Origin of the sequence: Streptomyces sp. P6-2-1 (assembly GCF_050613165.1) — a bacterium.
Classification (GTDB): Bacteria; Actinomycetota; Actinomycetes; order Streptomycetales; family Streptomycetaceae; genus Streptomyces.
Map to the genome: position 1 here is coordinate 1,650,464 of NZ_CP192513.1, position 24,715 is coordinate 1,675,178.

The 24,715-nt window shown below is 73.6% G+C and carries 19 protein-coding genes, 1 other RNA gene and 4 pseudogenes; 17 read left to right on the forward strand and 7 right to left on the reverse strand.

What is annotated here, in order from left to right; translation table 11 throughout:
• Window positions 1-80: 80 nt before the first annotated feature.
• Both ACQYWQ_RS07270 and def read left to right on the forward strand, forming a co-directional pair.
• The gene (locus ACQYWQ_RS07270; RefSeq protein ID WP_431033092.1) at window positions 81-308 is read left to right on the forward strand and encodes a hypothetical protein; all 228 of its coding nucleotides are present in this window, start codon (window positions 81-83) and stop codon (window positions 306-308) included.
• 86 nt (window positions 309-394) lie between these two features.
• The gene (gene def / locus ACQYWQ_RS07275; RefSeq protein ID WP_431033093.1) at window positions 395-1,120 is read left to right on the forward strand and encodes a peptide deformylase; all 726 of its coding nucleotides are present in this window, start codon (window positions 395-397) and stop codon (window positions 1,118-1,120) included.
• Window positions 1,121-1,235: 115 nt separating this feature from the next.
• Here def and ACQYWQ_RS07280 read toward each other — a convergent pair whose 3' ends face one another.
• Both ACQYWQ_RS07280 and ACQYWQ_RS07285 read right to left on the reverse strand, forming a co-directional pair.
• On the reverse strand, window positions 1,236-1,490 hold the full coding sequence (locus ACQYWQ_RS07280; RefSeq protein ID WP_431033094.1) for a hypothetical protein: 255 nt from the start codon (window positions 1,488-1,490) through the stop codon (window positions 1,236-1,238).
• A gap of 407 nt (window positions 1,491-1,897) precedes the next feature.
• Window positions 1,898-3,475, reverse strand: coding sequence for an MFS transporter (locus ACQYWQ_RS07285; protein ID WP_431039094.1), 1,578 nt, complete (start codon window positions 3,473-3,475; stop codon window positions 1,898-1,900).
• A 455-nt stretch (window positions 3,476-3,930) separates the two neighbouring features.
• Here ACQYWQ_RS07285 and ACQYWQ_RS07290 point away from each other — a divergent pair, with 455 nt between their 5' ends.
• Window positions 3,931-4,926: an Lrp/AsnC family transcriptional regulator gene (locus ACQYWQ_RS07290; protein WP_431033095.1), complete on the forward strand. Its 996-nt coding sequence runs from the start codon at window positions 3,931-3,933 to the stop codon at window positions 4,924-4,926.
• 107 nt (window positions 4,927-5,033) lie between these two features.
• Here ACQYWQ_RS07290 and ACQYWQ_RS07295 read toward each other — a convergent pair whose 3' ends face one another.
• A complete protein-coding gene (locus tag ACQYWQ_RS07295; protein WP_431033096.1) occupies window positions 5,034-6,092 on the reverse strand; it encodes a hypothetical protein in 1,059 nt (352 codons plus the stop codon).
• A gap of 174 nt (window positions 6,093-6,266) precedes the next feature.
• Between ACQYWQ_RS07295 and ACQYWQ_RS07300 the strand changes: the two genes are divergently transcribed.
• Window positions 6,267-7,130, forward strand: a complete 864-nt coding sequence (locus ACQYWQ_RS07300) for a TetR/AcrR family transcriptional regulator (RefSeq protein WP_431033097.1) — start codon at window positions 6,267-6,269, stop codon at window positions 7,128-7,130.
• A gap of 557 nt (window positions 7,131-7,687) precedes the next feature.
• Here the strand turns inward: ACQYWQ_RS07300 and ACQYWQ_RS07305 are convergent.
• Window positions 7,688-8,596: a LysR family transcriptional regulator gene (locus ACQYWQ_RS07305; protein ID WP_431033098.1), complete on the reverse strand. Its 909-nt coding sequence runs from the start codon at window positions 8,594-8,596 to the stop codon at window positions 7,688-7,690.
• 490 nt (window positions 8,597-9,086) lie between these two features.
• Here ACQYWQ_RS07305 and ssuE point away from each other — a divergent pair, with 490 nt between their 5' ends.
• The 13 genes and pseudogenes from ssuE to ACQYWQ_RS07370 all read left to right on the forward strand — a co-directional run.
• Window positions 9,087-9,662 carry an NADPH-dependent FMN reductase gene (ssuE, locus tag ACQYWQ_RS07310; protein ID WP_431033099.1) on the forward strand — a complete coding sequence of 192 codons (576 nt, stop codon included), beginning with the start codon at window positions 9,087-9,089 and terminating at the stop codon, window positions 9,660-9,662.
• The gene (locus ACQYWQ_RS07315) at window positions 9,659-11,239 is read left to right on the forward strand and encodes an NtaA/DmoA family FMN-dependent monooxygenase (protein WP_431033100.1); all 1,581 of its coding nucleotides are present in this window, start codon (window positions 9,659-9,661) and stop codon (window positions 11,237-11,239) included. The genes ssuE and ACQYWQ_RS07315 overlap by 4 nt, the downstream gene beginning before the upstream one ends.
• Window positions 11,236-12,912 carry an ABC transporter substrate-binding protein gene (locus ACQYWQ_RS07320; RefSeq protein WP_431033101.1) on the forward strand — a complete coding sequence of 559 codons (1,677 nt, stop codon included), beginning with the start codon at window positions 11,236-11,238 and terminating at the stop codon, window positions 12,910-12,912. Before ACQYWQ_RS07315 ends, ACQYWQ_RS07320 begins: the two co-directional genes overlap by 4 nt.
• Before the next feature lie 9 nt (window positions 12,913-12,921).
• The gene (locus ACQYWQ_RS07325; RefSeq protein WP_431033102.1) at window positions 12,922-13,926 is read left to right on the forward strand and encodes an ABC transporter permease; all 1,005 of its coding nucleotides are present in this window, start codon (window positions 12,922-12,924) and stop codon (window positions 13,924-13,926) included.
• Window positions 13,923-14,810 (forward strand): ABC transporter permease, encoded by an 888-nt coding sequence (locus tag ACQYWQ_RS07330; RefSeq protein WP_431033103.1) that lies wholly within the window; start codon window positions 13,923-13,925, stop codon window positions 14,808-14,810. The genes ACQYWQ_RS07325 and ACQYWQ_RS07330 overlap by 4 nt, the downstream gene beginning before the upstream one ends.
• Entirely contained in the window at window positions 14,807-16,522 is a 1,716-nt protein-coding gene (locus ACQYWQ_RS07335) for a dipeptide ABC transporter ATP-binding protein (protein ID WP_431033104.1), read from the forward strand. The genes ACQYWQ_RS07330 and ACQYWQ_RS07335 overlap by 4 nt, the downstream gene beginning before the upstream one ends.
• Complete coding sequence (locus tag ACQYWQ_RS07340) at window positions 16,519-17,892, forward strand: acyl-CoA dehydrogenase family protein (RefSeq protein WP_431033105.1); 1,374 nt, start codon at window positions 16,519-16,521, stop codon at window positions 17,890-17,892. The genes ACQYWQ_RS07335 and ACQYWQ_RS07340 overlap by 4 nt, the downstream gene beginning before the upstream one ends.
• Window positions 17,889-19,196 (forward strand): annotated as a pseudogene (locus tag ACQYWQ_RS07345) (NtaA/DmoA family FMN-dependent monooxygenase); the annotation flags it as partial. The gene ACQYWQ_RS07340 and the pseudogene ACQYWQ_RS07345, both read left to right, overlap by 4 nt.
• An 11-nt stretch (window positions 19,197-19,207) precedes the next feature.
• Window positions 19,208-19,369: pseudogene (locus tag ACQYWQ_RS07350) on the forward strand (hypothetical protein); the annotation flags it as partial.
• Window positions 19,370-19,445: 76 nt separating this feature from the next.
• Window positions 19,446-20,606, forward strand: a pseudogene (locus ACQYWQ_RS07355) (SfnB family sulfur acquisition oxidoreductase); the annotation flags it as partial.
• Window positions 20,607-20,647: 41 nt separating this feature from the next.
• A complete protein-coding gene (locus ACQYWQ_RS07360; RefSeq protein ID WP_431039095.1) occupies window positions 20,648-21,808 on the forward strand; it encodes an LLM class flavin-dependent oxidoreductase in 1,161 nt (386 codons plus the stop codon).
• A gap of 64 nt (window positions 21,809-21,872) precedes the next feature.
• Window positions 21,873-22,067, forward strand: a complete 195-nt coding sequence (locus ACQYWQ_RS07365; protein WP_431033106.1) for a hypothetical protein — start codon at window positions 21,873-21,875, stop codon at window positions 22,065-22,067.
• A gap of 69 nt (window positions 22,068-22,136) precedes the next feature.
• Window positions 22,137-22,913, forward strand: a pseudogene (locus ACQYWQ_RS07370) (urease accessory protein UreD); the annotation flags it as partial.
• 302 nt (window positions 22,914-23,215) lie between these two features.
• On the opposite strand, the gene rnpB reads toward ACQYWQ_RS07370, so the two are convergent.
• The 3 genes from rnpB to ACQYWQ_RS07385 all read right to left on the reverse strand — a co-directional run bounded on the left by rnpB (window position 23,216) and on the right by ACQYWQ_RS07385 (window position 24,580).
• Window positions 23,216-23,616, reverse strand: an RNA gene (rnpB, locus tag ACQYWQ_RS07375) — RNase P RNA component class A.
• 12 nt (window positions 23,617-23,628) lie between these two features.
• A complete protein-coding gene (locus ACQYWQ_RS07380) occupies window positions 23,629-24,165 on the reverse strand; it encodes a TetR/AcrR family transcriptional regulator (protein ID WP_431033107.1) in 537 nt (178 codons plus the stop codon).
• On the reverse strand, window positions 24,158-24,580 hold the full coding sequence (locus ACQYWQ_RS07385; RefSeq protein ID WP_431033108.1) for a DUF4260 family protein: 423 nt from the start codon (window positions 24,578-24,580) through the stop codon (window positions 24,158-24,160). Before ACQYWQ_RS07385 ends, ACQYWQ_RS07380 begins: the two co-directional genes overlap by 8 nt.
• Window positions 24,581-24,715: the final 135 nt, after the last annotated feature.

Genomic DNA, 24,715 nt, shown 5'->3' on the forward strand with positions numbered 1-24,715 from the left:
TGGCTGACGGGCTCCCGCCCTCACGGGAACTCCTCGTGTCCGGGCCCGTTCCCGGTACGTCCGCTGTCTACGGTGCCGCCGTGGAGCTACCGGATTACCTGATCACCCTTCAGCAGGCGGCCGACGAAGAGGGCCGCAGGATCGAGCACCTGGACGGCGAGGAGCAGAACGCGCAGCGGCGCGTGTGGTTCAACGCGGCCGCCGAAGTGCACATGGCGGTCACCGACTGGGCCCGCGAACAGGACCTGAACCGCTACGACGTGGAGAAGGAGCTGCGGCAGCGCGTGCGGCACGTCCCGCACGGCTGACGGGCGCGGGTGGGCGCGCGGCGCGCGGGTAGGGTTCTGGCCGCACGCGCCCAACCGCCCGCCGCGTTCCCGAGAGAGGCCGCCCCATGACCGAACCCGCCGCTGAGCCCGCGCCGAGCCTCGTCCCGCCGCCCGGCTCCGTCCGCGCGCGGATTCCCTCCGGGGTGCCTGTGTACGTGCGGGGCGAGCGGTACGAGGGCGAGTACCCGCCGCTCGCGCCCGAGGCGGCGCGGGGCAGGATGCTGCGCGTGACCGAGGTCGGCGAGGAGATCCTCGCGCGCCGCTGCGCCGAGGCCACCGTCTTCGGCACACCCGAACTCACCCAGCTCGTCGACGACATGTTCCTGACGATGTACCTCGCCGAGGGCGCGGGGCTCGCCGCCAACCAGGTCGACGTGGACCTGCGTCTCTTCGTCTACGACTGCTTCGACGACGAAGGCGCCCGGCACGTCGGCCACGTCCTCAACCCCGTGATCGACGAGGCCGCGTCGGGGCGCACCCTCGTCGACGACGTCGAAGGCTGCCTCTCGGTCCCCGGCGCGCAGCACGAGCTGGCCCGCGCGGACCGTACGGTGGTGCGCGGCGTGGACAGGGACGGGCGCCCCGTGACGATCGAGGGCACGGGCTATTTCGCGCGCTGCCTCCAGCACGAGACCGATCACCTCAACGGCATGGTCTACGTGGACCGCCTCGCCAAGCGCGCCCGCCGCACGGTCCTCACGGACATGGCCGAGGCGCGCGACACGGTCCTCGCCGAACGCAGGGCGCGGGCGGCGGCGATGGGCGTGACGGACTTGAGCGGGGAGCGGTAGGACGGGAGGCGGGGGCAGCGGGACGGGCACCCGGGCGGCGGAGCGGGCGCGGCGGGGCGGGGCGGGCGCGGCGCGGCGGGGCGGGCGTGGGGCGAGCTGCTGTGCCCCGTACCCCTTACGCCTCCTCGCGCTCCCGTACGTCTCCGCACCCCGCGCACACCCACACGTCCCGCTGGAGCCACATCGTGCGGCGGCAGCGGGGGCAGCCCGTGGTGTGGATGCCTTCGGGGCCCATGAGGGGCGGATCGGGGGTGTCGGTGGCGTAGGCGATGAGGCCGTCCCTGTCGTCATCGGGCGCGGCCATCCGCAGCAGGCGGGCGGCACGGCTCCTGGCCTCGTCGGCGAAATCACTCGTGTCATGGGCGCTCATGTCGCGGGCCAGACTACGGGGTTGGGGCCCGGCTCGCGGTGCCGCACGCGGGCACGGTCGGTACGAGGCCGTCGCCGGGGCGGGTGGCCCCCTGGGACCCGAGGGCACGTGGCGGGGCCCCGTACAGGTGCGTCCTGCTGGGAGTGGGCGAGGAGTTCGGCGCGCGCCGAGTCGACCGCGAAGCTGTCTGGAGGCGTCGCCCGTCACGCGCGGGGCACGGCGTCACGAGGGCGAGCCCGTGCCGGTGCGCCGCCGCACGCACGGCGGTGGCCGTGGGCTCGCCCGCGCGGCCTCGACCCTGGTGGAGCGCGATCCCGGGTCTCCGGGGTACGGCGAAGGCCGCCCGGGCGCGGGGCGGGTGCCTCGGGCGCCCGGGCGGCCTTCGGTCTCCGGGGAGCGCCGGGCGGTTACGCGCCCTCTCCCGCGACCGCCTCGCGGTCGGCCGGGGTGCCGGGGTGCGGGACCTTCGCCGTGACCGACTCGCGCACCACCGTTCCCGCGCGGTTCGCGCGCGGGCGCAGCAGGACGAAGGCGAGGACGGCGGCGAGGAAGGTGAGCGCCGCGGAGATCGTCAGGCACAGGCGCATGCCGTCGAGGAAGGCGTCACCGACCGCCCCGTAGACCTGCCCCGCGCGGGCGCCGAGCGGCACCGAGCCGACCGCGCCGAGACCACCGCCGTCGACCGCGTGCGTGAGCCGGTCCGCGAGGGTGCCGTCGACGCCCTTGGCGGCGAGCTTGTCCGGCAGCGCGGAGGCCGCGCGGCTGGTGAGGAGCGCGCCGAGCACGGCCGGGCCGAGGGCGCCGCCGACCTGCCGGAAGGCGTTGTTGCCCGCGGCGGCCATCCCGGCGAGCGGGTGCGGCACGGAGGCGACCGCCGTCGCGGTCATCGGCGTCGTGACCATGCCCATACCGAGGCCGAGCAGGACGAGCCGCCACGACAGGGTGCCGAAGGAGCTGTCCGCCTCGGCACCGAGCAGCGTGAGCAGCGCCGCCGTCACGAGGAGCAGGCCGACCGTGATCATGAGGCGCGGCGCGATCTTGTGCATGAGGCGGCCCACGACACCGCTGACGACGAGCGCGGCCCCGGTGACGAGGAGCATCCGCCACGCGATGCCGAGCGTGTCGAGCTGCTGGACCAGGCCGAAGTAGAGGCTCAGCACGAAGAAGAAGCCGATCATGCCGAGGAACATGACCATCGCGACGAGCGTCGTGGCGGTGAAGCCGGGACTGCGGAAGAGCGCCAGGTCGAGCATGGGGTGCTCCGCGCGGCGCTCGACGACGACGAAGAGGACGCCGCTGACGACGGCGACCGCGAGCGCGACGACGACCTGAACGTCCGTGAAGGCGCCCGCGCCGCCCTCGATGACGCCGTAGACGAGACCGGTGATGGCGAGCATCGCGGTGATCTGGCCCGGCCAGTCGAGGCGGCTCGTGCGCGGCGCGCGCGACTCGGGCAGCAGCTTCGCCGAGACCGCGAGGGCGAGGAGCGCGATGGGGATCGTCACGAGGAAGATCCACCGCCAGGAGGCGTGCGCGAGGATCGTGCCGGAGACGATGCCGCCGATCGCGAGCGCGCCCATGAGGCACATCGCCCAGAAGCCGATGAACTTGCCGCGCTCACGCGGATGGGGCACGGCGTGGCTGATGAGCGCGAGCGTCGTGGGCAGCAGCGCCGCGGCGCCGAGCCCGGAGAGGGCCTGCCCGGCCCAGAGCTGACCGACCGAATGCGCGGTCAGCGAGGTCGCGGCCCCCGCGGCGGAGAGCAGGAGGCCCGCCAGGTAGACCTTCTTGCGGCCGTGGACGTCGCCGAAGACGCCCGCGGTGAGGATGAAGGCGGCCATCGGCAGCACGAAGGCGTCCGATACCCACGAGAGTTGCGAGGTCGTCGTGGAGAGCGCCGACTGAATCGCGGTCAGGCTCACCGAGACGCTCGTCACCGGCAGATAGGCGACGAAGACCCCGAGGCAGGCCATGAACAGTGTCACCCCGCGACGGGGCTCGGCTGCTGCGGGCGGTGACTGGGACAAGGGAACTCCTTCAGGGCGCCGGGGGATTCCGGCGCGTGGGACGGGGCGGAGTCGTGGGCGGGACGGCAGGTCCGGCCGTACGGCCGTACGGGGCGGCCGATGGCGGCCTCCCCGCCCGGGCGCACGAGCGGGCCGGGCGGCGCCTTCGCCGGCCGGCGGGACGCGGTGGGGTCCCCCTCGCGTACGGGGTACGTACGCACTCGGGGCCGGACGGCGCTCCGGGGCCTGGGCCGGACCTGCCCGGCCGGTGGCTTCGGCCGGGTGTCTGTCCGGTGGTTTCGGCCGGGGAGCGCGCCGTGGTTCCGTCCGCGAATCCTCAAGAAGTCTCCGCCGAAACCATGAATTCCCCCAAGCCGGACCCCGGAAGGCGTCGGAAACATCCACAGGTTTCCTGGCAATGCGATGCTTTCTCCATGCCCGACATGCTCGACAGCTATATCCTCCACGCCCTGCACGTGGCGCCGCGTGCGCCGTTCCGCCTGATCGGAGAGGCGGTGGGGGCCTCGGAGCAGACCGTGGCGCGCCGGTTCGGGGCGATGCGCAGGGCGGGCACGGTACGGGTCGTGGGGCTCGTGAACCCGGTGGTGCACGGCCTCGCGGCGAGCGTCGTACGGATCTCGCTGCGCCCGGACCGGCTCGACGCACTCGCCGAGGCCGTGACCCGGCTGCCGGAGGTCTCCTTCGCCAACATCACCTTCGGCGGCTCCGAGATCGTCTGCTCCCTGGAGGCCCCGCACGACGGGCGGGTGCCCGATGTGCTGCGTCAGCTCGCCAGGTTCCCCGGTGTCCTGGGGATCGACACGCGCATGTTGCTGCGTCCCTATTCGCCGCCGGGCGCGGACTGGGGCCGCCTCGGGCCCTCGCTCCCCGAGGAGGCGGTGGCCCTGCTCCAGGAGCGGCACCCGCGCCCGGTGCCGCAGGGCCCGCCCGTCGAGCCGCGCCCCGAGGACGCGCCGCTGCTCGCCGTGCTCGCCGAGGACGGGCGGGCGAGCCAGACCACGCTCGCCGAGCGCACCGGGTGGACGCCGGGCCGCGTCGCCCGCCGCATCGAGAGCCTGGAGCGGACCGGCACGCTCTTCTACGACGTGGACCTCGTCCCCGAGCGCCTCGGCTACCCGTTCAGCGCCGCCCTGTGGCTGCGGACGACGCCCGCGCTGCTCGACGAGACGGGTACGGCGGTGGCCCGGCTGCCCCGTATCGTCTTCGCGGTCGCCACCAGCGGTGAACAGAACCTCATGGCCATCGCGATGGCCACGGACGCCGCCGACTTCTACGACTTCCTGAGCCGGGGGCTCGCGAGCGTCCCCGGCATCACGGACTACAGCGTGAGCGTACGGCTGCGCACGCTGAAGCAGGCGGCTTCGCTCGTGCACCGGGGCCGCCTGGTGGCCCCGGCGCCGCGGAGGTGAGGGGGCGGGCGCCCGCCCCCTCGGGCGGCCCGGCACGGAGCCCGCCCGCGGATGGCCACCGCCGCGGACCCCGCCCCGCGAGCGGCCATCGGCACGGCCCCCGCCACTCAAGCGGCCAGCGGCACCGGCCCCTTCGTCTCCGCCCTCTCCCCCGCGCGGCGCGCGCCCCGCCCGCGCCGGTCGGCCGTGAAGAGGAGGACGAGGCCGAGGAGTACCCAGGCCGTCAGCACCACGAGGGGCGCCGCGGCGTGGGCGCCGTCGAAGAAGGCGTTGGCGCGCAGCAGGCTCCCCGCTGCGCCGGGTGGGAGCAACTGCCCGAAGGTGGACCAGCCGTTGGGCAGCCAGTGCGGGCCCGTCTGGAGGCCCGAGAGCGGGTTGCCCAGGAACATCATGAGGGCCGCGCCCGCGCCGAGCCCGGCGAAGCCGACGAGCGCCTCCAGGCCGATGAACGTGAGCGAGAGCGCCGCCATGCCGAGGCTCATGCCGAGCGAGGTGAGGGCGTACGCGCCGCCGAGCGATCCGGTCCCGTACTGGAGCAGCGCGGTGACGGCGAAACCGGCCAGGAGCGAGAAGACCACGACCCCGGCGAGGCGCACGCGCAGACCGGCGTGGCCGGGGAACAGGCGCGTGAGGATGATCGCGGGGAACATCCCGCCGAAGATCATCGGCAGCGCGGCGGCGGCGAATCCGGAGCCGCGCGGGTCGTCGGCGGTGAAGGGCACGAGTTCGTGGACGGTGGCCTCGGCGTGTTGCTCGGCCGCGATGCCGTTGCCCAGCGCGGTGAGCGCGTTGGTCGCCATCGGGGCACCGGCGGTCGCGGTGTATATCTCGGGCCCGTCCGCGGTGAGGACGAGGCCGCCGGAGACGTCACCGTCCTCGATGTCGGCGGTGAGCGCCGCCTTGTCCGCGTAGACCGTGACCTCCCACTCGGCGCCGGGGAGCTTCCGCGTCAGGGCCTCGGTCGCCGCCTGCGGGCCGCTGACGCCGATCGGGACCTTGTGCGGGCCGCCGTGCACGCTGGGCAGCGCGAAGGCGCAGAGCATGAGGGTGACCACGGCGGTCAGGCCGAGCAGGATCACCGTGAGCTTGCGGACCGTGCCGGAGGGCCGCGCGGGCGGGCCTCCGGCGGGAGCGGTCCCCGCGACGGGCGCGGGCTGATCGGTCATGGCGAACTCCTCCCGCCCGCCGGGCACGCCGGTCGGGGCGGTATGGGAAGGGAAGGGCAGAATGCGCACGAGCAAAGAGAGACGCGTGGCGAGCATGGCGACGGCGGAGGCGGCACGGGACGGCGACACCACCCCGCGACCTCTGATACTTGATTACAGAGTACCCTTAGCCCTGTGTCAAACCTCAGCGATTCCGTCCCCGCGCGTTCCGCTCTTGAAGAAATCGTGCAGGCCGCTCTGCACGCCTCGTCGGAGCGCGGTGTCCCCGTGGCCGAAGTGCCCCTGCTCGCCGTGGCCGAGGCCGCCGGCATCTCGCGCAGCACCCTGCTCCGCCGTCTCGACGGCACCCGCCGCACCCTCGACGAGGCGGTGCGCGCCTCGGGGGTCGATCCGGGCGGCCAGGAGCCGGTCCGCGTCCGCGCGGCCACGGCCGCGGCCGAACTGATCAGCACCGAGGGCCTCACGGCGACCACCCTGGAGCGGGTCGCCGAACGCGCCGGCTGCTCCGTCCACAGCCTCTACGCGGCCTTCGGCGGCCGCGACGAACTCCTCTACACGGTGTACGAGCGCTACAGCCCGATCCTGGACGTCGAAGCGCTGCTCGCGGGCCCGCGCCAGGGACTTCGGGACACGGTCCGCGCCATCTACCGCGCGATGGTCGACGCCTTCAACCGCGAGCCGCGCGTGCTGCCCGCGATCATCGCCGACGCCTTCGGGCGCCCGGCCGATCCCACCGTGCAGGCGATGTACGCGCGCGTGTTCCCGCGCATCCTCGGCGCGAGCGGCCGCTGGCTCAGCGAGGAGGCCGCGGCGGGGCGCATTCGCGACCTGCCCGTCTTCCTCCTCGTCCAGCAGCTCACCGGCCCCCTCTTCTCCCACTTCCTCCTCCGCCCGGCGGCACCCTCCATCCCCGGCGCCGAAGACCTCCCCACGCCCGAGGAGGCCATCGAGATCTTCACCGACACCTTCGTCCGCGCGGTCGCCCTCCCCGGCGCGGAAGAACCCCCGCGGGAGAGGACGGGCGAGGAAACCACCTGAGCGGACGGCGGCACGGAGCCGGGCGAACACCGTGCGGGGACCGGCCGGAGGGCAGCCGAAGAACGGCCGGAGGACCGGGCAATCGCCGGACGTACCCCACCCACGAGACGGCACCCCCCGCGGAACCCGCCAAGCCCGACGCACCGCGGCAGTCCCGCACGGGACCCGGCACCCCCCGCACGTGACCCCCGCGAACCCCGCACGGGACACCGCAGGCCCGCCGCTCGGGACCCCGGCGAAACCCGCAAGGGACCGGCCAAGCCCCGCACGGAACCCGGCGGGCCCCACCGAACCCCGCACCGTCCCCATCCACACCCCTGCCCCCCACCACCCCCACCCGCGGGCTCCCGGCAGCCGCCCCCCGGTCCCCGTGATCGTCCGCGCGACAGCCGCGACAGCCGCGACAGCCGCAACGGCCGTGGTGGCGGGGGCTTCGTGAGGTGGGCCGCTTCTTCGGGACGGTTCGGGCCGCGGGCGGACATCACGTCGGGGGCCGTCCCGCGGAACGCGGTCACGGCCGCCGCAGGGGGCGCGGACGTCGCGCTCGCCGCTGTCGGTCAGCGTGCGTACAGGCGGGCGCGTTCGATGAGGGTCTCGTGGAGGTCGCGGGCGGCGCGGGGGTACGAGGCGGAGCGGCGGCGTTCCGCGACCATCATGACCTCCGTGTCCTCGTCCGCGTCGGCCAGCGGGCGCCAGGTGATGACACCGTGGCGCTCCAACGGGTCCCCGATGACGCTGAAGTCGGGGAGCACCGTGGCCCCCAGACCCTCGGCGACCATGAGCTTGCCCATCTCGGCACCGTCCGTCGAGTAGGAGAAGACCGGGGTGCGGCCGCGCAGGAGCCGGTGGATGTAGCGGTGCATCACGTATCCGGCCCGCATGACGATCAGGGGCTCGCTCAGCAGCGCGTCGATGCCGACGGCCGCGTGCGCGGCGAGCGGGCTGTCGGGGCGCAGGCAGACGACGGGGCGGCCGCGCAGGAGCCGCGTCGAGTCCAGGTCGGGCGGCAGGTCGTCGCCCGTGAGGTAGTTGACGAGGCCCAGGTCGAGGCTGCCCTCGGCGAGCATCCGGTGGATGTCGGGCTGTTGCGCGGTGACGACCTCGACCTGCGTCTGCGGGTGCGCGGCGCGGAAGTCGCGTACGGCGGGGACGAGAAGCGGGACGGTCGCCGCGTGCACCGTACCGAGCCTGACCATCCGGCTGACCTGGTGCTGGTGGTCGGCGGCCTGGCGGAGCCTGTCCACGGCCTCCAGGACGGCGGCGACGTGCGGGAGCAGTTCGCGCCCCGCGTCGCTCGTCCTGGCCCCCGAGCGGTGGCGGTCCAGGAGGGCGACGCCGAGTTCGCGTTCGAGATTGCGGACGGTCTCGCTGAGCGCCGGCTGCGACAGGTGCAGCGCGTCGGCGGCCCTGCGCAGCGAGCCGAGCCGGGCGACGGTCTGGAGGTACTCCAGCTGTTCGATCCGCATACGGGGCACCTCGGTTCGCTGGGGCGGTGGCGCCCGGCCGCACCTCAGCTCCGGCCGGGTGCAAGGAAATTCCTATCACGGCATCACCGATCCCTGGCGGGGGTGACTCTCGACCGATCGGCCCGCCGTCTGCTTAAATCCAGCACATGAATCAGCGCAAGGACCTCACGCGGCGACGCCATGTCGACCTCGTGCGTGGTGTGTCCAGCGGCCTCTGTTCGCCTCGCGCCGCCTGCTGAGCGAGTTCTTCCCTCGCCTTCCCCCGCCGTGATCCTCGGGTCAACGCCGTCCACGAGCGCGCGGCCTCCTGCCTGACGCCCCCTCGGCCCGGCAGCTCCTCCGCACCCCCCGCATTCGCTTCCGCCTGCCGTCACGCCTTTCACCACGCCTTTCACCTGCGCGTTCTCCACCACCTCGCCCGGATCGGCCCGGCCGTGCCCCGCCGACGGTCCGCGCGGGCTGCCGTCCCGCCCTTCGTGAAGGAGTCCCCATGCCCACCGTGCTCTCCGTCTCGGGAAGCCCCTCCCCCACCTCCCGCACCGGTCGCCTGCTGCGCCACATCGACGCCCGGCTCGGCGAGCAGGGCCACCGGGTGGTCCCGCTCGATGTCCGTACGCTGCCCGCCGACGCGCTCGTCGGGGCCGACCCCGGCCATCCCGCGATCGCCGAAGCGGCCCGGTTGTTCGAGCAGGCCGACGGTGTGGTGATAGGGACACCCGTCTACAAGGCCGCCTACTCCGGGCTGCTCAAGACCCTCCTGGACCTGCTCCCGCAGTACGCCCTCACCGGCAAGGCGGTGCTGCCGCTCGCCACCGGGGGCAGCCCCGCGCACGTCCTGGCCGTGGACTACGCGCTGCGCCCGGTGCTCACCTCGATGGGCGCCGCGCACGTGCTCCCCGGCTGGTTCGTGGTCGACAAGCACATCTCGGCATCCCCCGACGGCACGGTCGCCGTGCGGGAGGACACGGCCCGCGAGGTGTACCGGGTCGTCGACGCCTTCTCGGCGGCGCTCACGAGCCGTCACGGGGCCGCCCCGCGCGAGACCCGGCAGGGGGCCTTCGCATGAGCACGGCCCACGAGCGCGGGGACCACGACACGGCCCCCGAGCGCCCCGACCACGACCGCACCGACCACGACCGCACGGCCCACGAGCCCGGGGACCACGCGGGCGCCGAGCCCGCTCCCGCCCCCGACGCGGACCCCGCTCCCGCCAAGAAGCGCCTCGTCCTCAACCTCTTCGAGATGAACTGCGTCAGCCACATCACCCACGGCCTGTGGCGGCTGCCGGACAACAACCGCGAGCGGTTCAACGACATCGAGTACTGGACCGAGCTGGCCGGGCTCCTGGAGGAGGGCGGCTTCGACGCCGTCTTCCTCGCGGACGTCGTCGGCACCTACGACACCTTCCGCGGCTCGGCGGAGACCGCCGTCAGGCGCGGGCTGCAAATCCCCAACAACGACCCGGCGGTCGTCGTCCCCGCGATGGCCGCGGTCACGAAGCACCTCGGCTTCGGGATCACCTTCTCGACCACGTACGAGCCGCCCTTCGCGTGGGCGCGCAGGGCGAGCACCCTCGACCACCTCACCAAGGGCCGCGTCGGGTGGAACATCGTCACGTCGTACCTGCCCAACGCGGCCCGCAACCACGGACTTTCGGGCGAGGTCGAGCACGGGACGCGGTTCGAGATCGCCGACGAGTACCTCGACGTGCTCTACAAGCTGTGGGAGGGCAGCTGGGACGACGACGCGATCGTCGCGGACCGCGCGCGCAACGTGTACGCCGATCCGGCGAAGATCCGCCCGATCGACCACGTCGGCAAGCACTTCAGCGTCGAGGGCCCGCACCTGCCGAGCCCGAGCAGGCAGCGCACCCCCGTGCTCTTCACCGCGACCCAGTCGGCCGACGGCATCGCCTTCGCCGGACGGCACTCCGAGGTCGTCTTCACCGGCGGCGGGACCCCCGAGCGGATCAGGGAACTCGTCGGGAGCCTCCGGCAGGCCGCCGTCGCCGCGGGCAGGACCCGCGCGGACCTCAAGGTGATCACGAACGCCGGGGTGATCGTCGCCCCGACCGAGGAGGAGGCGCGCGCCAAGGCCGCCCGCTTCCAGGAACTCTCCGACCCCGAGGGCTACTTGGCGCATGCCGCGCTCCGCTGGGACCCGACCGCGCTCGCGCCGGACACCCCGCTCACCGACGTGGCGGCGAAGGTCGACGGCGGCCTCGCCGGGCGGCGGCAACGGCTCGACCCCGAAGGCACCGTCGGCGATTTCCTCGCCGGTTTCGGGGACCTCTCGCGCCACCCCCTGTGGGTCGTCGGCACCCCCGAGCAGGCGGCCGACGCGATCGAGCACTGGCTCGACGACATCGGCATCGACGGCATCAACCTGCTCCAGTACCACACCTTCGACACGGCGAGGGACTTCATCGACCTCGTCGTGCCCGTGCTGCGGGCCCGGGGCCGGCTGCGCGCCTCGTACGACCCCGGCGAATCGCTCCGCGACCGCGTCTTCGGGCGCGGCGACCGGCTCCCTGCCAACCACCCGGCCGCCCGCTACCGCGGTGGCAGGCACCTCCCGCGCCCCGAGGGCATCTCGGACCCGCGCCCCGCGCCCCTCCTCCTGGAAGAGAAAGCCGGCCGATGACTTCCCCGACCCGACCCAGGCCCCCGCGGCCCCTGCCCCGCTCCCGCGCCCCGCTCGCCACCGCCTCGCTCGGCACCGTCCTCGCGAGCCTCGCGCTGGCCGCGTGCGCGGGCGGCACGAGCGGCGGCGGCACCGGCGGCACCCCCGTCCAGGGCGGCACGATCACGTACGCGCACGTCCAGGAGCCGCCCTGCATCTTCGGCGGCTGGATTCAGCAGGCGTACATCTCGCGGCAGGTGCTCGACGGTCTCGTCACCGAGGACGAGGACGGCAGCGTCAAACCGTGGCTGGCCACCTCCTGGAAGACCTCGCCCGACGGGCTCACCTACACGTTCACGCTCAAGGACGGCGTGAAGTTCACCGACGGCACGCCGCTCGACGCCGAGGCGGTCGCGTACAACTTCGAGCAGTTCGAGCACAGCGACCTCAACGGCACGGCGAAGGTCTCGATCGACCCGTACTACAAGAAGGCCGAGGCGGTCGACGCCACCCACGTGGCCATCCACCTCCACAAGCCCTACCCCGAGTTCCTGCGCCTCATCACGCAGGGCTACTTCGGCATCCAGTCCGCGCACGCCCTGAAGACCCGCACGAAGGAACAGAACTGCGAGCGGCCGATCGGCTCGGGCGCCTTCACCGTCGAGAAGTGGAACAAGGGGCAGAACGTCCTCTTCAGGAAGAACCCCGGCTACACCTCCTGGCCGGCGACCGCGAAGCACAAGGGACCCGCGTACGTCGACACGATCGACTGGAAGTTCGTCGCGGACGGCACCTCGCGCTACGCCTCGCTCACGACGGGCCAGTCCGACGTGATCTACGAGGTCCCGACGGTCAACTGGAAGGACGCGCGGGCGCGGTTCAGGAACACGATCCGCTACATCACCCCCGGCCACCCGGTCTCCTTCTACCTCAACACGCAGCAGGGGCCGTTCACGGACAAGCTCGTCCGCCAGGCCTTCGCCCGCGCCGCCGACCGCGAGGCCGCTGTCGACGCGGGCTTCCACGGTGTGATCCCCTACGAGCCCAACCCGTCCGTCTCGCAGTCGACCCCCGGCTACCTGGACACCGACCCGTACCCCTACGACCCGGCCGAGGCCGCTCAGTTGCTCAAGCGGGCCGGGTGGAGCAGGGGCGCGGGCGGGATCTACGCGAAGGACGGCCGCAAGCTGCGCGTACGGCTCGTGTACGGGCCCGGCTACCAGTTCACGAGCGAGGGCGCCACCGTCCTCCAGGCGCTCCAGGAGCAGTGGCGGCAGAACGGCTTCGACGTCACCCTCGTCCCGGCCACGCAGGCGGAGTCCTGGGGCGGCACGTACAGCACCCCCGACTCGTACGACACCCAGGCCTCGTACTGGACCAGCCCCAGCCCCGCGATCCTGTGGATCATCTGGCGCGAGTCCACCAAGGACAACCCGAACGGCAACAACCACTCCTTCTACAACGACTCCTCGCTGACCCGGCTCATCGACCGGGCCAACACGAACACCGACACCGCCGCCGGGTTCGGCCAGTACAAGCAGGCGCAGAAGGTCGTCAACGACGAGGCCGCGGGGGTCGGGCTCTACACCCAGAACACGCTGATCGCCGTCTCCGACAAGCTCCACGGCTTCTGGGTCGAGAAGAGCCAGGGCGAACCCGTCTTCTCCGACGCGTACTTCACCGGGAAGCGGTGAGGGCCCGCCATGACCACGCTCACCCCGTCCCCGGCCGCCCTCGCGGCGCCGGGACGCCCCGCACGGCCGGGGGCGCGCGCCGCCCGCAGGGCCGCCGTCAAGCTCCTCTCCGCGATCCTCGTCCTCCTCGCTGCGGCCTCGCTGGCCTGGCTCGCCCAGATCCTGATCCCCGGCGACCGCGCCACGGCCATCCTCAACATGCGCAACGGCAAGCAGCAGAACTACTCACCGGGCGAACTCGCCCCCGTGAAACATGAGTTCGGCTTCGACCACCCCTTGATCTCGCAGTGGCTGCACTACCTCGGCGGCTTCTTCAAGGGCGACCTCGGGACCTCGTACACGCAGTACCAGCCGGTGACGAAGGTGATCGGCGCGCAGCTCGTGCCGAGCCTCGTCCTGACCCTGTCGGCGCTCGTCGTCGCCTGGGTCATCGCGCTCACCGTCTCGCTGCTCACGGTGAAGCGCGGGCGGTTCCTGCGCGGCCTCGGCTCGGTCTTCGAGGCGTTCACCGCGAGCCTGCCGCACTACTGGGTGGGCGTCATCCTCCTCGTGGTCCTCGCGGTCAAGATCCCCGCCTTCCCCGTCATCAGCGGGTCGGGGGCCGCGGGACTCGTCCTCCCCGTGCTCACGCTCGCGATCCCGCTCAGCGGCTTCCTCGGACAGGTCATCCGCGACGAACTCGACAAGGTACTCGACGAACCGTTCGTCACGACCGCCCGCACACGCGGCATGAGCGACACGGCGGTACGCGTCAAGCACGCCCTGCGGCACGCGGTTCTCCCCGCCGTCACGCTCTCGGGCTGGGCGCTCGGCGCGCTCGTCTCGGGCGCCGTCATCGTCGAGAACATCTACGGCAGGCCCGGTATCGGCATGGTCCTCAACACCGCGGTCGGCACGCGCGACGTCCCGACCGTCGCGGGAGTCGTCGTGGTCGTCGCCGCGCTGTACATCGTCGCCAACCTCCTCGTCGACCTCGCCTACACCGTCATCGACCCAAGGTTGCGTGCCTCATGACCAGCCTCTCGCTCGCCCCGGAGCCCGTCGCTCCCGAGCCGCCCGCCCACGGGGCAGCGGCGCGCCGCGCGCTCGGGCGGCTCCCCGGCCCCGGCGTCACGCTCGCCGCCGTGTGCGTCGCCCTCGTCGCCCTCGCCGCGCTCGCCCCCGGCGTGCTCGCCACCACGACACCGACCCGCATCGACCTCGGCGACGCGCTCGCCGCGCCGTCCTGGCACCACCCCTTCGGCACCGACGAGGCCGGGCGCGACCTCTACAGCCGCGTCGTCCACGGCACCAGGCTCTCGCTCGGGATCGGCCTCGGCGCGACCGCCATCGCGATGGGGCTCGCCCTCGTGCTCGGCTTCCTCTCGGCGCTCGGGGGGCGCGTCGTGGACGCGGTCCTCACGCGCGTGCTCGAAGTCTTCTTCGCCTTCCCCTCGCTCCTCGCCGCGCTGCTCGTGATCTCCGTCTTCGGGCCCTCGGTCAAGACCTCGGTCTTCGCTGTCGGGATCAGCTCGATGCCCGGCTACGCGCGCATGGTGCGCGGCCAGGTGCTCCTCGTGCGCCAGGCCGGCTACATCGAATCGGCCCACGCGCTCGGGCACGGCAGGTGGCGGGTCCTGGTACGCCACCTCTTCCCCAACGCCATGCGCCCGCTGGTCGCACTCGTGACCCTCGGCGTCGGGCAGTCCATCGTGTGGGCCTCCTCGCTGGCCTTCCTCGGCCTCGGCGTCCCGCCGCCCAACCCGGAGTGGGGCGCGCTCCTGGACTCCGGGCGCAACTTCATCACCACGCAGTGGTGGCTGGAAGTCCTCCCCGGACTCGTGATCGTCCTCTTCGCCCTCTCCGTCACGACGCTCGGCAGAGCGATCCGGCAACGACTGGAAGGAGCCGCCCGATGACCGTTCCCACCCGCACGGCGACCACGGCGGCGGGCGACGGGACCCGCCCGTCCGCCCCGCCCGCCACCGCAACCCCCCTCCTCCACGTCGAAGGACTCCGCGTCGGCTTCGGCGCCCGCGAGGTCGTCCGCGGCATCTCCTTCGCCGCGCACGCGGGCCGCTGCCTGGCGATCGTCGGGGAATCCGGCTCGGGCAAGTCCGTCACCGCCCGTACCCTCGTCGGCCTCACCGGGGGCGGCGCCCGGGTGAGCGCGGACCGGCTGACGCTCGACGGGCTCGACCTGACCCGCCAGAACGAGCGCTCCTGGCGCCGGATACGGGGCAGGAAGGCGGGCTTCGTCCTCCAGGACGCCCTCGTCTCGCTCGACCAGCTCCGCAGGGTCGGCGACGAGGTCGCCGAGCCGCTCAAGGTCCACGGCGTCGGCACCAGGGCCTCGCGCAGGGCCAGGGCGGTCGAGCTGCTGGCCTCGGCGGGCGTGCCCGAGCCCGAGGTGAAGGCGCGGCAGCGCCCGTACGAGCTGTCCGGCGGGCTGCGGCAGCGCACGCTCATCGCGGGGGCGATCGCCCTGGACCCGCCGCTGCTCATCGCCGACGAGCCGACGACCGCGCTCGACGTCACGATCCAGGCCCAGATACTCGACCTGCTCGGCGAGGCCAAGGACCGCGGCCGGGCGATCATCCTGATCAGCCACGACCTCTCCGTCGTGGCCCGCCTCGCCGACGACGTCGCCGTCATGAAGGACGGCCGGATCGTCGAGCAGGGCCCGGTGCGCGAGGTCCTGCGCGAGGCCCGGCACCCGTACACGCGGGCGCTGCTCGACGCGGTGCCGTCCGAGCACACGCGCGGGCAGCGGCTGGTACGCCCCGCGGGCCCCGCCGCCGCGGGTACGGCGGCGCCCGCGCCCCGTACCCGCGGGGCCGTCGACCGCACCCGTCCCGTGCTCGAAGCCCGCCACCTCACGCAGGTCTACACCGGGCCCGACAAGGTCGACCGCGCCGTCGTCGACGACGTCTCCTTCACGCTGTTCCAGGGCGAGACCCTCGGCATCGTCGGCGAGTCGGGCTCCGGCAAGACCACCACGGCGCGGATCGCCCTGTCGCTCATCACCCCGACCGCGGGCGAGGTGCTGCTGCACGGCGGCCCGTGGTCGGGCCTGAGCCAGGCGCGACGCCGCCCGCTGCGCCCCCGGATCGGCGTGATCTACCAGGACCCGCTCAGCTCCTTCGATCCCCGCTGGCCGGTCGGGCGGGTCCTCACCGACGCGCTCGCGACCGGACCCACCCCGCCCACGTCCCGTACGGAGGCGCGGGAGCGGGCCGTACGGCTCCTGGAGCAGGTCGGGCTCGGCGCCGAACACCTCGGCGCCGCCCCGCTGCGCCTCTCCGGCGGCCAGCGCCAGCGCGTCGCCATCGCGCGGGCGCTCGCGCCCGAACCCGGCGTCCTCGTCTGCGACGAGCCCGTGTCGGCGCTCGACGTCTCGGTCCAGGCGCAGGTGCTCGACCTGCTCACGGACCTCCAGGACGCTTTGGGCGTCTCCTACCTCTTCATCTCCCACGACCTCGGAGTGATCCACCACATGAGCGACCGGATTCTCGTCATGAAGGACGGGGCAGTCGTCGAATCAGGCAGCGCCGACGACATCTTCGAACGCCCCGGGCACGCGTACACACGGCGGCTCCTGACCGCCCTGCCCCGGGTCGGTCAGGCGTGAGCGGCGGCGCCCTGGCCACGGGGCCGTCCGACGCGGAACTCGACGAGCGCTTCGGGCCCGTCATCGAGGAGATCGCCCGCGGCGCGGTCGCGCGCGACGCCGCGCGCAGGTTGCCGTACGAGGAGGTGAAGGCGCTGCGCGCGGCCGGCTTCGGGCGGCTGCGCGTGCCCGTCGCGTACGGCGGCTTCGGCGTGAGCCTGCCGCGGTTCTTCCGCCTGCTCATCGCGCTCGCCGAGGCCGACTCGAATCTGCCGCAGCTGTGGCGCGGCCACATCGGCTTCGTCGAATCGCGGCTCGTGCACGAGGACGCGGCGCGCGCGGAGCGGTGGCTGCGGCGCGTCGCCGCGGGCGCCGTCGTGGGCAACGCCCAGTCGGAGCTGGGCAACGGCTCCTTCTGGGACAGCGCCACGACCCTCCGCCCGGCCGGCCGGGACGAGGAGGCGGGCTGGTCGCTGAGCGGCACGAAGTTCTACTCCACGGGGAGCCTCTTCGCCGACTGGGTCCAGACCACGGCGACGGTCGACGCCGAGCGGGGCGCCCACGTCCTCGTGCCCGCCGAGGCCCCCGGGGTGCGCAGGATCGACGACTGGGACGGCTTCGGCCAGCGCCTCACGGGCTCGGGCACGACCGTCTTCGACGAGGTACGGATCGCGTCCGAGGACGTCGAGGTCTTCCCCAAGGACACCCCGCGCGGCACGACGCTCCACGCCGTCTTCCAGCTCGTCCACCTCGCCACGCTCGCGGGCATCGCGCGCGCCGCCGTGCGCGACATCGTCGCCTTCGTCAACCAGCGCACGCGCAACCTCGCCAACCCCGCCTACCCCGAGCCCCGGCGCGATCCGCAGGTGCAGCAGGTCGTGGGCCGCGTCCGCGCGAAGTCGTACGGCGCGTCCGCGACCACCCTGGCCGCCGTCGACGAGGTCGACCGGGCGCACCGCGCCCAGCTCGCCGGCCGGGCGGACCCCGAGCTGTTCGCCGCCGCCGACCTCGCGGTCTTCTCGGCGCAGTCGGCGGTCATCGACCTCGTGCTCGGCCTGACGACGGAGATCTTCGAGGTCGGCGGCGCCTCGGCGGTGACCGGGCGCTTCCGGCTCGACCGGCACTGGCGCAACGCCCGCACGCTCGCCTCGCACAACCCGGCCATCTACCGGCAGACGATCGTGGGCGACGCGGCGCTCAACGGCACGGCACCGAGCGCGTGGGTCACGCGCGCCCACGCGGCGGCGCGCGGAAACCGCGCGGCCCACGCCGACCGTAAGGACCACGCGGACCACACAGACCGTGCGGCCCACGCGGACCACGCAGACCACGCGGACCGCGCAGACCACGCGGACCGCACGCGTGCGGAGAGGCAGGAGAGCGGCCGATGAGCGAGCACCGGTCCCCCGTACCCGCCGCCCCGCGCGAGCGGCTGTTCTTCAACGCCTTCGTGATGAACACGACGAGCCACATCCACCACGGCCAGTGGCGCAGGCCCGATGCCCAGCAGCACCGTTTCAACGACGTCGAGACGTGGATCGGCCTCGCGCGGCTCCTCGAAGAGGCGAAGTTCGACGCGATGTTCTTCGCCGACGTCGTCGGGCTGTACGGGGACGCCGAGGCGGACTGGTCGGTGTACGTGGCGGAGGGCCTCCAGATCCCCAGCAACGACCCGACCGTGCTCGTCGGCGCGCTCGCCGCCCACACGACGCACCTCGGCCTCGCCGTCACGAGCAACGTCTTCCAGCAGCACCCCGTCAACTTCGCGCGCCAGCTCGCCACCCTGGACCACCTCTCCAAGGGGCGTGTCGCCTGGAACATCGTCACGGGCACGCAGGACAACGGCTACCGCAACTTCGGCCACGAGGCCCTGGCGGACCACGCGGAGCGCTACCGCTGGGCCGACGAGTTCGTGGACGTGACGTACAAGCTGTGGGAGGGCTCGTGGGACGAGGGCGCGCTCGTCCAGGACAAGGCGGGCAGCAGGCACGCCGACCCGGCCGGGGTCCACAAGATCTTCCACTCCTCGCCGCGCTACCGCGTCGAGGGACCCTTCCTCCCCTCCCCCTCGCCGCAGCGCACTCCGCTGCTCTTCCAGGCCGGTTCCTCGGGCCCGGGGCGTGAGTTCGCCGCGCGCCACGCCGAGGCCGTCTTCCTCGTCGCGCCGAGCCCGGAGATCGCGCGGCAGCAGATCGAGGAGACCCGCGCGCTCGCGGCCTCCTACGGCCGCGACCCGTACGACCTCACGTTCCACCAGGGCCTCTCCTTCGTCATCGGCGACACCGAGGAGGAAGCCGCGGCGAAGTTCGCCGACTACCAGCGGTACGTCAGCTCCGACGGGTACGCGGCACACGCGGCGCTCGTCGACAAGGCGGGCCGCGCCTATCCGGCGGACACCCCGCTGAGCCAGGTCGACACGAACACGGCCAAGGGCTTCCTGGAGAACCTGCGCAGGCACATCACGGACCGCGAGCCGACCGTGGGCGACCTCGCCCTCCAGCGCCTGCGGGACACAGTCGTCGTGGGCACGCCCGAGCGGATCGCGGACACCGTCGAACGGTGGCGGGCCGCCGGTATCGACGGCGTCAACGTCATCAACTGGGTGATCCCCGGCTCCTTCGAGGAGTTCGCCGACAAGGTACTCCCCGTGCTGCGCGCACGCGGACTCGCGCAGGAGGAGTACGCGGAGGGCACACTGCGCCGCAAGTGGTTCGGCGGCGACCGGCTCCCCGCGCGCCACCCGGCGGCCCGGTACCGGGGCGCCTTCACGCACGGGCCGCGCAGCTGGGCGGAGGCGGCGGCACGGGACAGGGAGGCCGCACGGGGCGACTCGCGGCAGGACTCGGGCGGCTCGCGGCAGGGCTCAGGCGGCTCGCGACAGGACTCGGGCGGCTCGCGGCAGGGCTCAGGGGTCCCCCTCCTCGACGCCCCTGCCGCGCTCGCCGTCGCCGAGCGCCTCGCAGGGGAGTTCGCCGAGGGCGCCGCGGCACGCGACCGCGACCGCGTCCTCCCCTTCGCCCAGCTCGGCCGCCTCGCCCGCAGCGGCCTCCTCGCCGTCACGGTGCCGCGCGCCTTCGGCGGCCCGGGGCTGCCCGCCTCGGTCGTGGCGGAGATCGTACGGCGCGTGAGCCGCGCCGACCCGAGCATCGGCCAGATCCCGCTGAGCCACTTCGTCTACGTCAACCAGCTGCGCCTGCAAGGCAGCAGGGCGCAGCAGGAGCGCCTCTTCGGCGAGGTCCTGGCGGGCCGCTGGTTCGGCAACGCGCAGTCGGAGCGGGGCACGAAGCACGTACGGGACTTCCGTACGACCCTGACCCGCGACCCGGCGGGCGAGGGCTGGCGGCTCGACGGCACGAAGTTCTACTGCACGGGCGCGCTCTTCGCCGACTGGATACCCGTCCTCGCGCACCTCGGCCCCGAAGGGCCCCTGCACGTCGCGTGGGTGCGCGGCGACGCCGACGGCGTCTCGGTGACCGACGACTGGGACGCCGTCGGGCAGCGGACGACCGCTTCGGGCACGGCGACCTTCACGGACGTCGCCGTGGGCGAGGAGTGGATCACCGACTACGCCGAGGTCTTCGACGGGCCGACGACGTACGGCTCGTACGCCCAGCTCGTCCACGCGGCGATCGACACGGGCATCGCGCGCGCCGCGCTCGACGACGCCGCCGCCTTCGTGACGGCGAAGTCGCGCCCGTACCCCGACGCCGTGGCGCTCCACGGCATCACGCGCGCCGTCGACGACCCGGTCGTCGTGCACACCTTCGGCGAGATGGAGCTGGCGGTACGGGGCACGGAGGCCCTGCTCGCGGCGGCGGGCCGTGCCGTGGACGCGGCCGACGGGGCGCTCTCGGAGGAGTCGGCCGCCGCCGCCTCGCTCGCCGTCGCCGCCGTACGGGCCTCTTCGGCGCGGGTGTCCGTCGAGGTGGCCTCGCGGCTCCTGGAGGTCGCGGGGACCCGTGCGGCGCTGAGCGCCGAAGGGCTCGACCGGCACTGGCGCAACGCCCGGACCCACACCCTCCACGACCCGGCGGCGTGGAAGGTGCAGCACCTCGGCCGCTGGGCGGCGTCGAGGCTCCTGCCGCCCCGCCACGGCCAGCTCTGACCACCGCGCACCACCACTTCCCCCCTCGAAGGACGGATTCGATGAACGAGCCGCTGAAGTTCCACTGGTTCCTCCCCACGAACGGCGGCGACGGCCGCCACATCATCGGCGGCGGGCACGGCCTCGCCGCCGAGGCGGCGAGCAGGCCGGCGTCCGTGCCGTACCTCGGGCAGATCGCGCGCTCGGCCGAACAGCTCGGCTTCGAGGCGGCGCTGACACCCACGGGCGCCTGGTGCGAGGACGCGTGGGTGACGACAGCGATGATCAGCTCGCTCTCGGAGCGGCTGAGGTTCCTCGTCGCGCTGCGCCCCGACTCGGTCGGCCCCTACCTCGCCGCGCAGATGGCGAGCACCTTCGCGAAGCTCTCCGGAGGCCGCCTGCTGCTCAACGTCGTGACGGGGGGCGAGGACCACGAGCAGCGGATGTACGGGGACTTCCTGCCCAAGGCCGAGCGCTACGCGCGATGTGACGAGTTCCTGACGATCGCGCGGGCACTGTGGGCGGGTGAGACGGTCGACTTCGACGGGCGCTACCTGTCCGTGCGCAACTCGCGCCTCGGCAATCTGCCGGACGCGCCGCCCGAGATCTACTTCGGCGGCTCGTCCCCCGAGGGCATCGCGGTGGCGGCCCGGCACGCGGACGTCTACCTCACGTGGGGCGAACCCCCCGCAGCGGTGGCCGAGAAACTCGACCGGGTACGCACGGCGGCGGCCGCGCACGGGCGCACCCCGCGCTTCGGCATCCGCCTGCACACGATCGCGCGGGACACGGCGGCGGCCGCGTGGGCCGAGGCCGAGCGGCTGCTCGACCAGATCGACCAGGCCGACATCGACCGCATCCAGGCGGGCCTGCGCCGTACCTCCGCCGAGGGCCAGCGCCGCATGCTCGCCCTCAACGGGGGGTCCAAGGACGACCTGGAGATCCACCCCAATCTGTGGGCGGGCGTGGGCCTGGTCCGGGGCGGCGCGGGAACGGCCCTGGTGGGCTCGTTCACGGAGATCGCCGACCTGATCGAGCAGTACAGGGCCGTGGGGATAAGCGAGTTCGTACTCTCGGGCTACCCCCACCTGGAAGAGGCCTACTGGTTCGGCGAGGGCGTCCTCCCCGAACTCGCCCGCCGCGGCCTGTGGCACCACCCCGCACCGGTGACGTCCCACGCCTCCGTCCCCTTCGGGGCGGACCCCGCACCGGTCGTGAGCTGAGCCGCTGGGCCGGACGGGGCCCCTCTCCTCCGCCCGGCCCTTCCGGGGCTCCCAGGCGAACACCGTGCCCCCGGGCCCGCAGCACCTGGGGAGGAACCCGCACCGCGGCTTCGACGACCTGCCGGTCAACGTCATGCTCCTGGGCAAGGGCGACACCGTCAGTGCCGACGGCCTGGACGAGCAGGCGCTGGCGGGTGCCGGGGGCTACAAGATCCACGAGGACTGGGGGGCCACCCCCGCAGTGCTGGACGCCGCGTAGCGGGCAGGCGAGCGGTGGGGGCTCCAGGTCGCCCCGCACGCCGACTGCCTCAACGAGGCCGGTTTCAGCGAGACCACCCTCGACGCCATCGGCGGACGCGACATCCACGTCTTCCACGCGGAGGGCGCGGGTGGCGGGCACGCGCCCGACATCCTCAAGGGGGCCGCCCGTGAGAACGTCCTGCCCGCTTCGACGAACCCGACGCTGCCGTACACGGTGAACACCGTGGCCGAGCACATCGCCATGCCGGCCTCCGCGCACGACCCGGACCTGGCCAGCCCGAACGACGAGGCGTTCGCCGACTCCCGTATCCGCTCCCCGCCCGTGTTCGCCGAGGACGTGCCGCACGACAGGGGCGCGGCGTCCCTCACCTCGTCCGACACCCAGGCGAGGGGCCGCGTCGGCGAGGCCGTGACCCGCACCTGGCAGGTCGCGCGCGTCATGAAGGAGTGGAGCCGCAAGACCTTCGGCGGGGACGCGGGCTTCTTCTGCGGGGACGAGGTCCGCGTCGAGGTGGACGTCGCTCCCGGAGCCCGGCTCGACGTCGTGGAAGCGACCGGCACCGTCGCCTACGAAGGCGACGCCCCCTCGTCCTGGGCGATCGACGCCGACGTGGGCGACGGAGCCGTCCTGACCTGGGCGGGCATGCCGTTCGTGGTCTCGGACGAGATCACCACCCACCGCGGCACGCGCATCCGGCCGCACGGTTCCGGCAGGGCCCTGACGCAGGAGAAGCGCGTGCTCGGCCGCGCCGGGCGGACCGGCGGGGACCTGTCCACGTCCCTGGACGCGCGCGACGAGGCGGGGCCGCTCCAGGTGGAACACCTGGACCTGGGGCGGCAGGCCCGCCGGATGCCCGGCGTCCTCGGAAACCTGCGCGCCCTGGACACGGTCACCGCGCTGGGCTGGACACCCGAGCCGTTCGGCGAGCCGAACGCGGGCGGCACCGGCCCCGGAGAGACCTGCTTCCCCCCTGGACCGGTCGGGCGCCGTGCTGCGGTGGATGGGAATCGGCCGGTACCGCGACACGCTGTGCGATCCCACCTTCGCCGCCTGGCGCGAGGACGCCATGCGCGCCCACCGACACCGAAGCGCCGCACCACACCCCCGCCGCACGACGGCACCCGCCCCCAGCGGCACGTGAGCGGCAGACGAGTCGGGCTGTACGCCGGGTTCTGTTCCTCGGGAGCCTTGCGGCGTGCCGAGGCGACGGCCATCCATCTAGGACCGGTGTTGCCACCGGCCTCGTGCGGTCTACCCGCGGACTCGGGCGGGCAGCCCTCGATCGTCCGCGCAGGAACACCGGGGTGTTCCCTTTTGACCTTGCTCCGGGTGGGGTTTACCTAGCTGCCCGAGTCGCCTCGGGCACTGGTGGTCTCTTACACCACCGTTTCACCCTTACCGGGGGCCGAGGCCTCCGGCGGTCTGTTTTCTGTGGCACTGTCCCGCGGGTCACCCCGGGTGGCTGTTGGCCATCACCCTGCCCTGTGGAGCCCGGACGTTCCTCGGGGGTCCCCGAAGGGGCCCACGCGGCCGTCCGCCCGGCTCGTCTGCCGTGCGGTCATGGTACCGGTCGCGCGAAGGCCAGCGCGCCGCGCTCCCACGCGGCGTCCAGGTCGGCGTGCGAGGGGAAGCGCCCGTCGAGTTCGAGCAGGACCATGCCGTGCGCGAAGGCCCACACCGCGCGGGCCGTCGCCGCCTCGCCCCCTACCGCCCGCAGCAGTGGCGCCGACGCGCGGTCCTCGACGCCGTCGGGGAGGGCGGGGCGGCGCAACGGGCGGTCCGTCGCGAGGCGGTAGAGGTGCGGGTGGGCGCGCGCGTAGGCGCGGTACGCCTCGGTGAGGGCGCGCAGCGAGCCGGGCGCGGCACGCTCCGCGGCCTCCAGCGCCTCCGCCGTCTCGCGCAGGGACGCGGCCGTCAGCGCCGTCTCCAGGGCCGCCTTGTCGGGGAAGTGCTTGTAGAGGGACGGGGCGCGGATGCCGACCTCGTCGGCGACCGCCCGCATCGTGAGCGCCTGCGGGCCCTTGTCCTCCAGGAGGCGGCGCGCCGCCACGAGGATCTGCGTCGCGCGCGGGCTCGGGTCCTGCCGCTCAGCCACGCCGGAAGCCTTCCTCGGTGCGGAGGCCGTAGCCGAAGGCCCGGTCCGCCGTGATGTGCGCGAGCCAGCCGCACAGCAGGGCGAAGAAGGCCGGTGCGTGCCAGGGGCCGAAAGCGTACGCGGTGAGCAGTGCGAGCGGGACGAGCGCGCGGTGGGCCGCGTTGTAGTACGGGACCGCCCTGGGGGGCAGCTGTCCGTGCTCCAGTCCTGCCGCCTCCCTGGCCCCCACGAGCATCGTCAGGTCGGGCGCGATGAGCCCGGCGAAGGCGACGAGGCCCACGAGCCAGCCGTGGTCGACGCCCTCCAGGACCGTGAACGCGAGCCAGAAGAGCGCGGCCGCGCCCCAGGCGAGGCGGCGGAGGAGGAAGGTGCGGGAGCGGGTGGGGGCGGCGGCGGTGCGGAGCGTGGCGGTCATGACGTACTCCCCGGGTCGGGCCGGGAAGCACCCGGCTAACGTCGTTAGCCCCAGCATGAGGCTAACGACGTTAGCCGTCAAGGCTTCGCGCGTTAGCCATCACGGGACCCGCCCCGATTACCCTGGCCCGGGGCC

Excerpts from the sequence above, each read along its gene's own strand:
- def (WP_431033093.1), top strand. The coding sequence starts at position 395 with ATGACCGAACCCGCCGCTGAGCCCGCGCCGAGCCTCGTCCCGCCGCCC.
- ACQYWQ_RS07280 (WP_431033094.1), bottom strand. The coding sequence starts at position 1,490 with ATGAGCGCCCATGACACGAGTGATTTCGCCGACGAGGCCAGGAGCCGT.
- ssuE (WP_431033099.1), top strand. The coding sequence starts at position 9,087 with ATGCCCACCGTGCTCTCCGTCTCGGGAAGCCCCTCCCCCACCTCCCGC.
- ACQYWQ_RS07325 (WP_431033102.1), top strand. The coding sequence starts at position 12,922 with ATGACCACGCTCACCCCGTCCCCGGCCGCCCTCGCGGCGCCGGGACGC.
- ACQYWQ_RS07330 (WP_431033103.1), top strand. The coding sequence starts at position 13,923 with ATGACCAGCCTCTCGCTCGCCCCGGAGCCCGTCGCTCCCGAGCCGCCC.
- ACQYWQ_RS07315 (WP_431033100.1), top strand. The coding sequence starts at position 9,659 with ATGAGCACGGCCCACGAGCGCGGGGACCACGACACGGCCCCCGAGCGC.
- ACQYWQ_RS07290 (WP_431033095.1), top strand. The coding sequence starts at position 3,931 with ATGCCCGACATGCTCGACAGCTATATCCTCCACGCCCTGCACGTGGCG.
- ACQYWQ_RS07295 (WP_431033096.1), bottom strand. The coding sequence starts at position 6,092 with ATGACCGATCAGCCCGCGCCCGTCGCGGGGACCGCTCCCGCCGGAGGC.
- ACQYWQ_RS07305 (WP_431033098.1), bottom strand. The coding sequence starts at position 8,596 with ATGCGGATCGAACAGCTGGAGTACCTCCAGACCGTCGCCCGGCTCGGC.
- ACQYWQ_RS07320 (WP_431033101.1), top strand. The coding sequence starts at position 11,236 with ATGACTTCCCCGACCCGACCCAGGCCCCCGCGGCCCCTGCCCCGCTCC.
- ACQYWQ_RS07335 (WP_431033104.1), top strand. The coding sequence starts at position 14,807 with ATGACCGTTCCCACCCGCACGGCGACCACGGCGGCGGGCGACGGGACC.
- ACQYWQ_RS07360 (WP_431039095.1), top strand. The coding sequence starts at position 20,648 with ATGAACGAGCCGCTGAAGTTCCACTGGTTCCTCCCCACGAACGGCGGC.
- ACQYWQ_RS07385 (WP_431033108.1), bottom strand. The coding sequence starts at position 24,580 with ATGACCGCCACGCTCCGCACCGCCGCCGCCCCCACCCGCTCCCGCACC.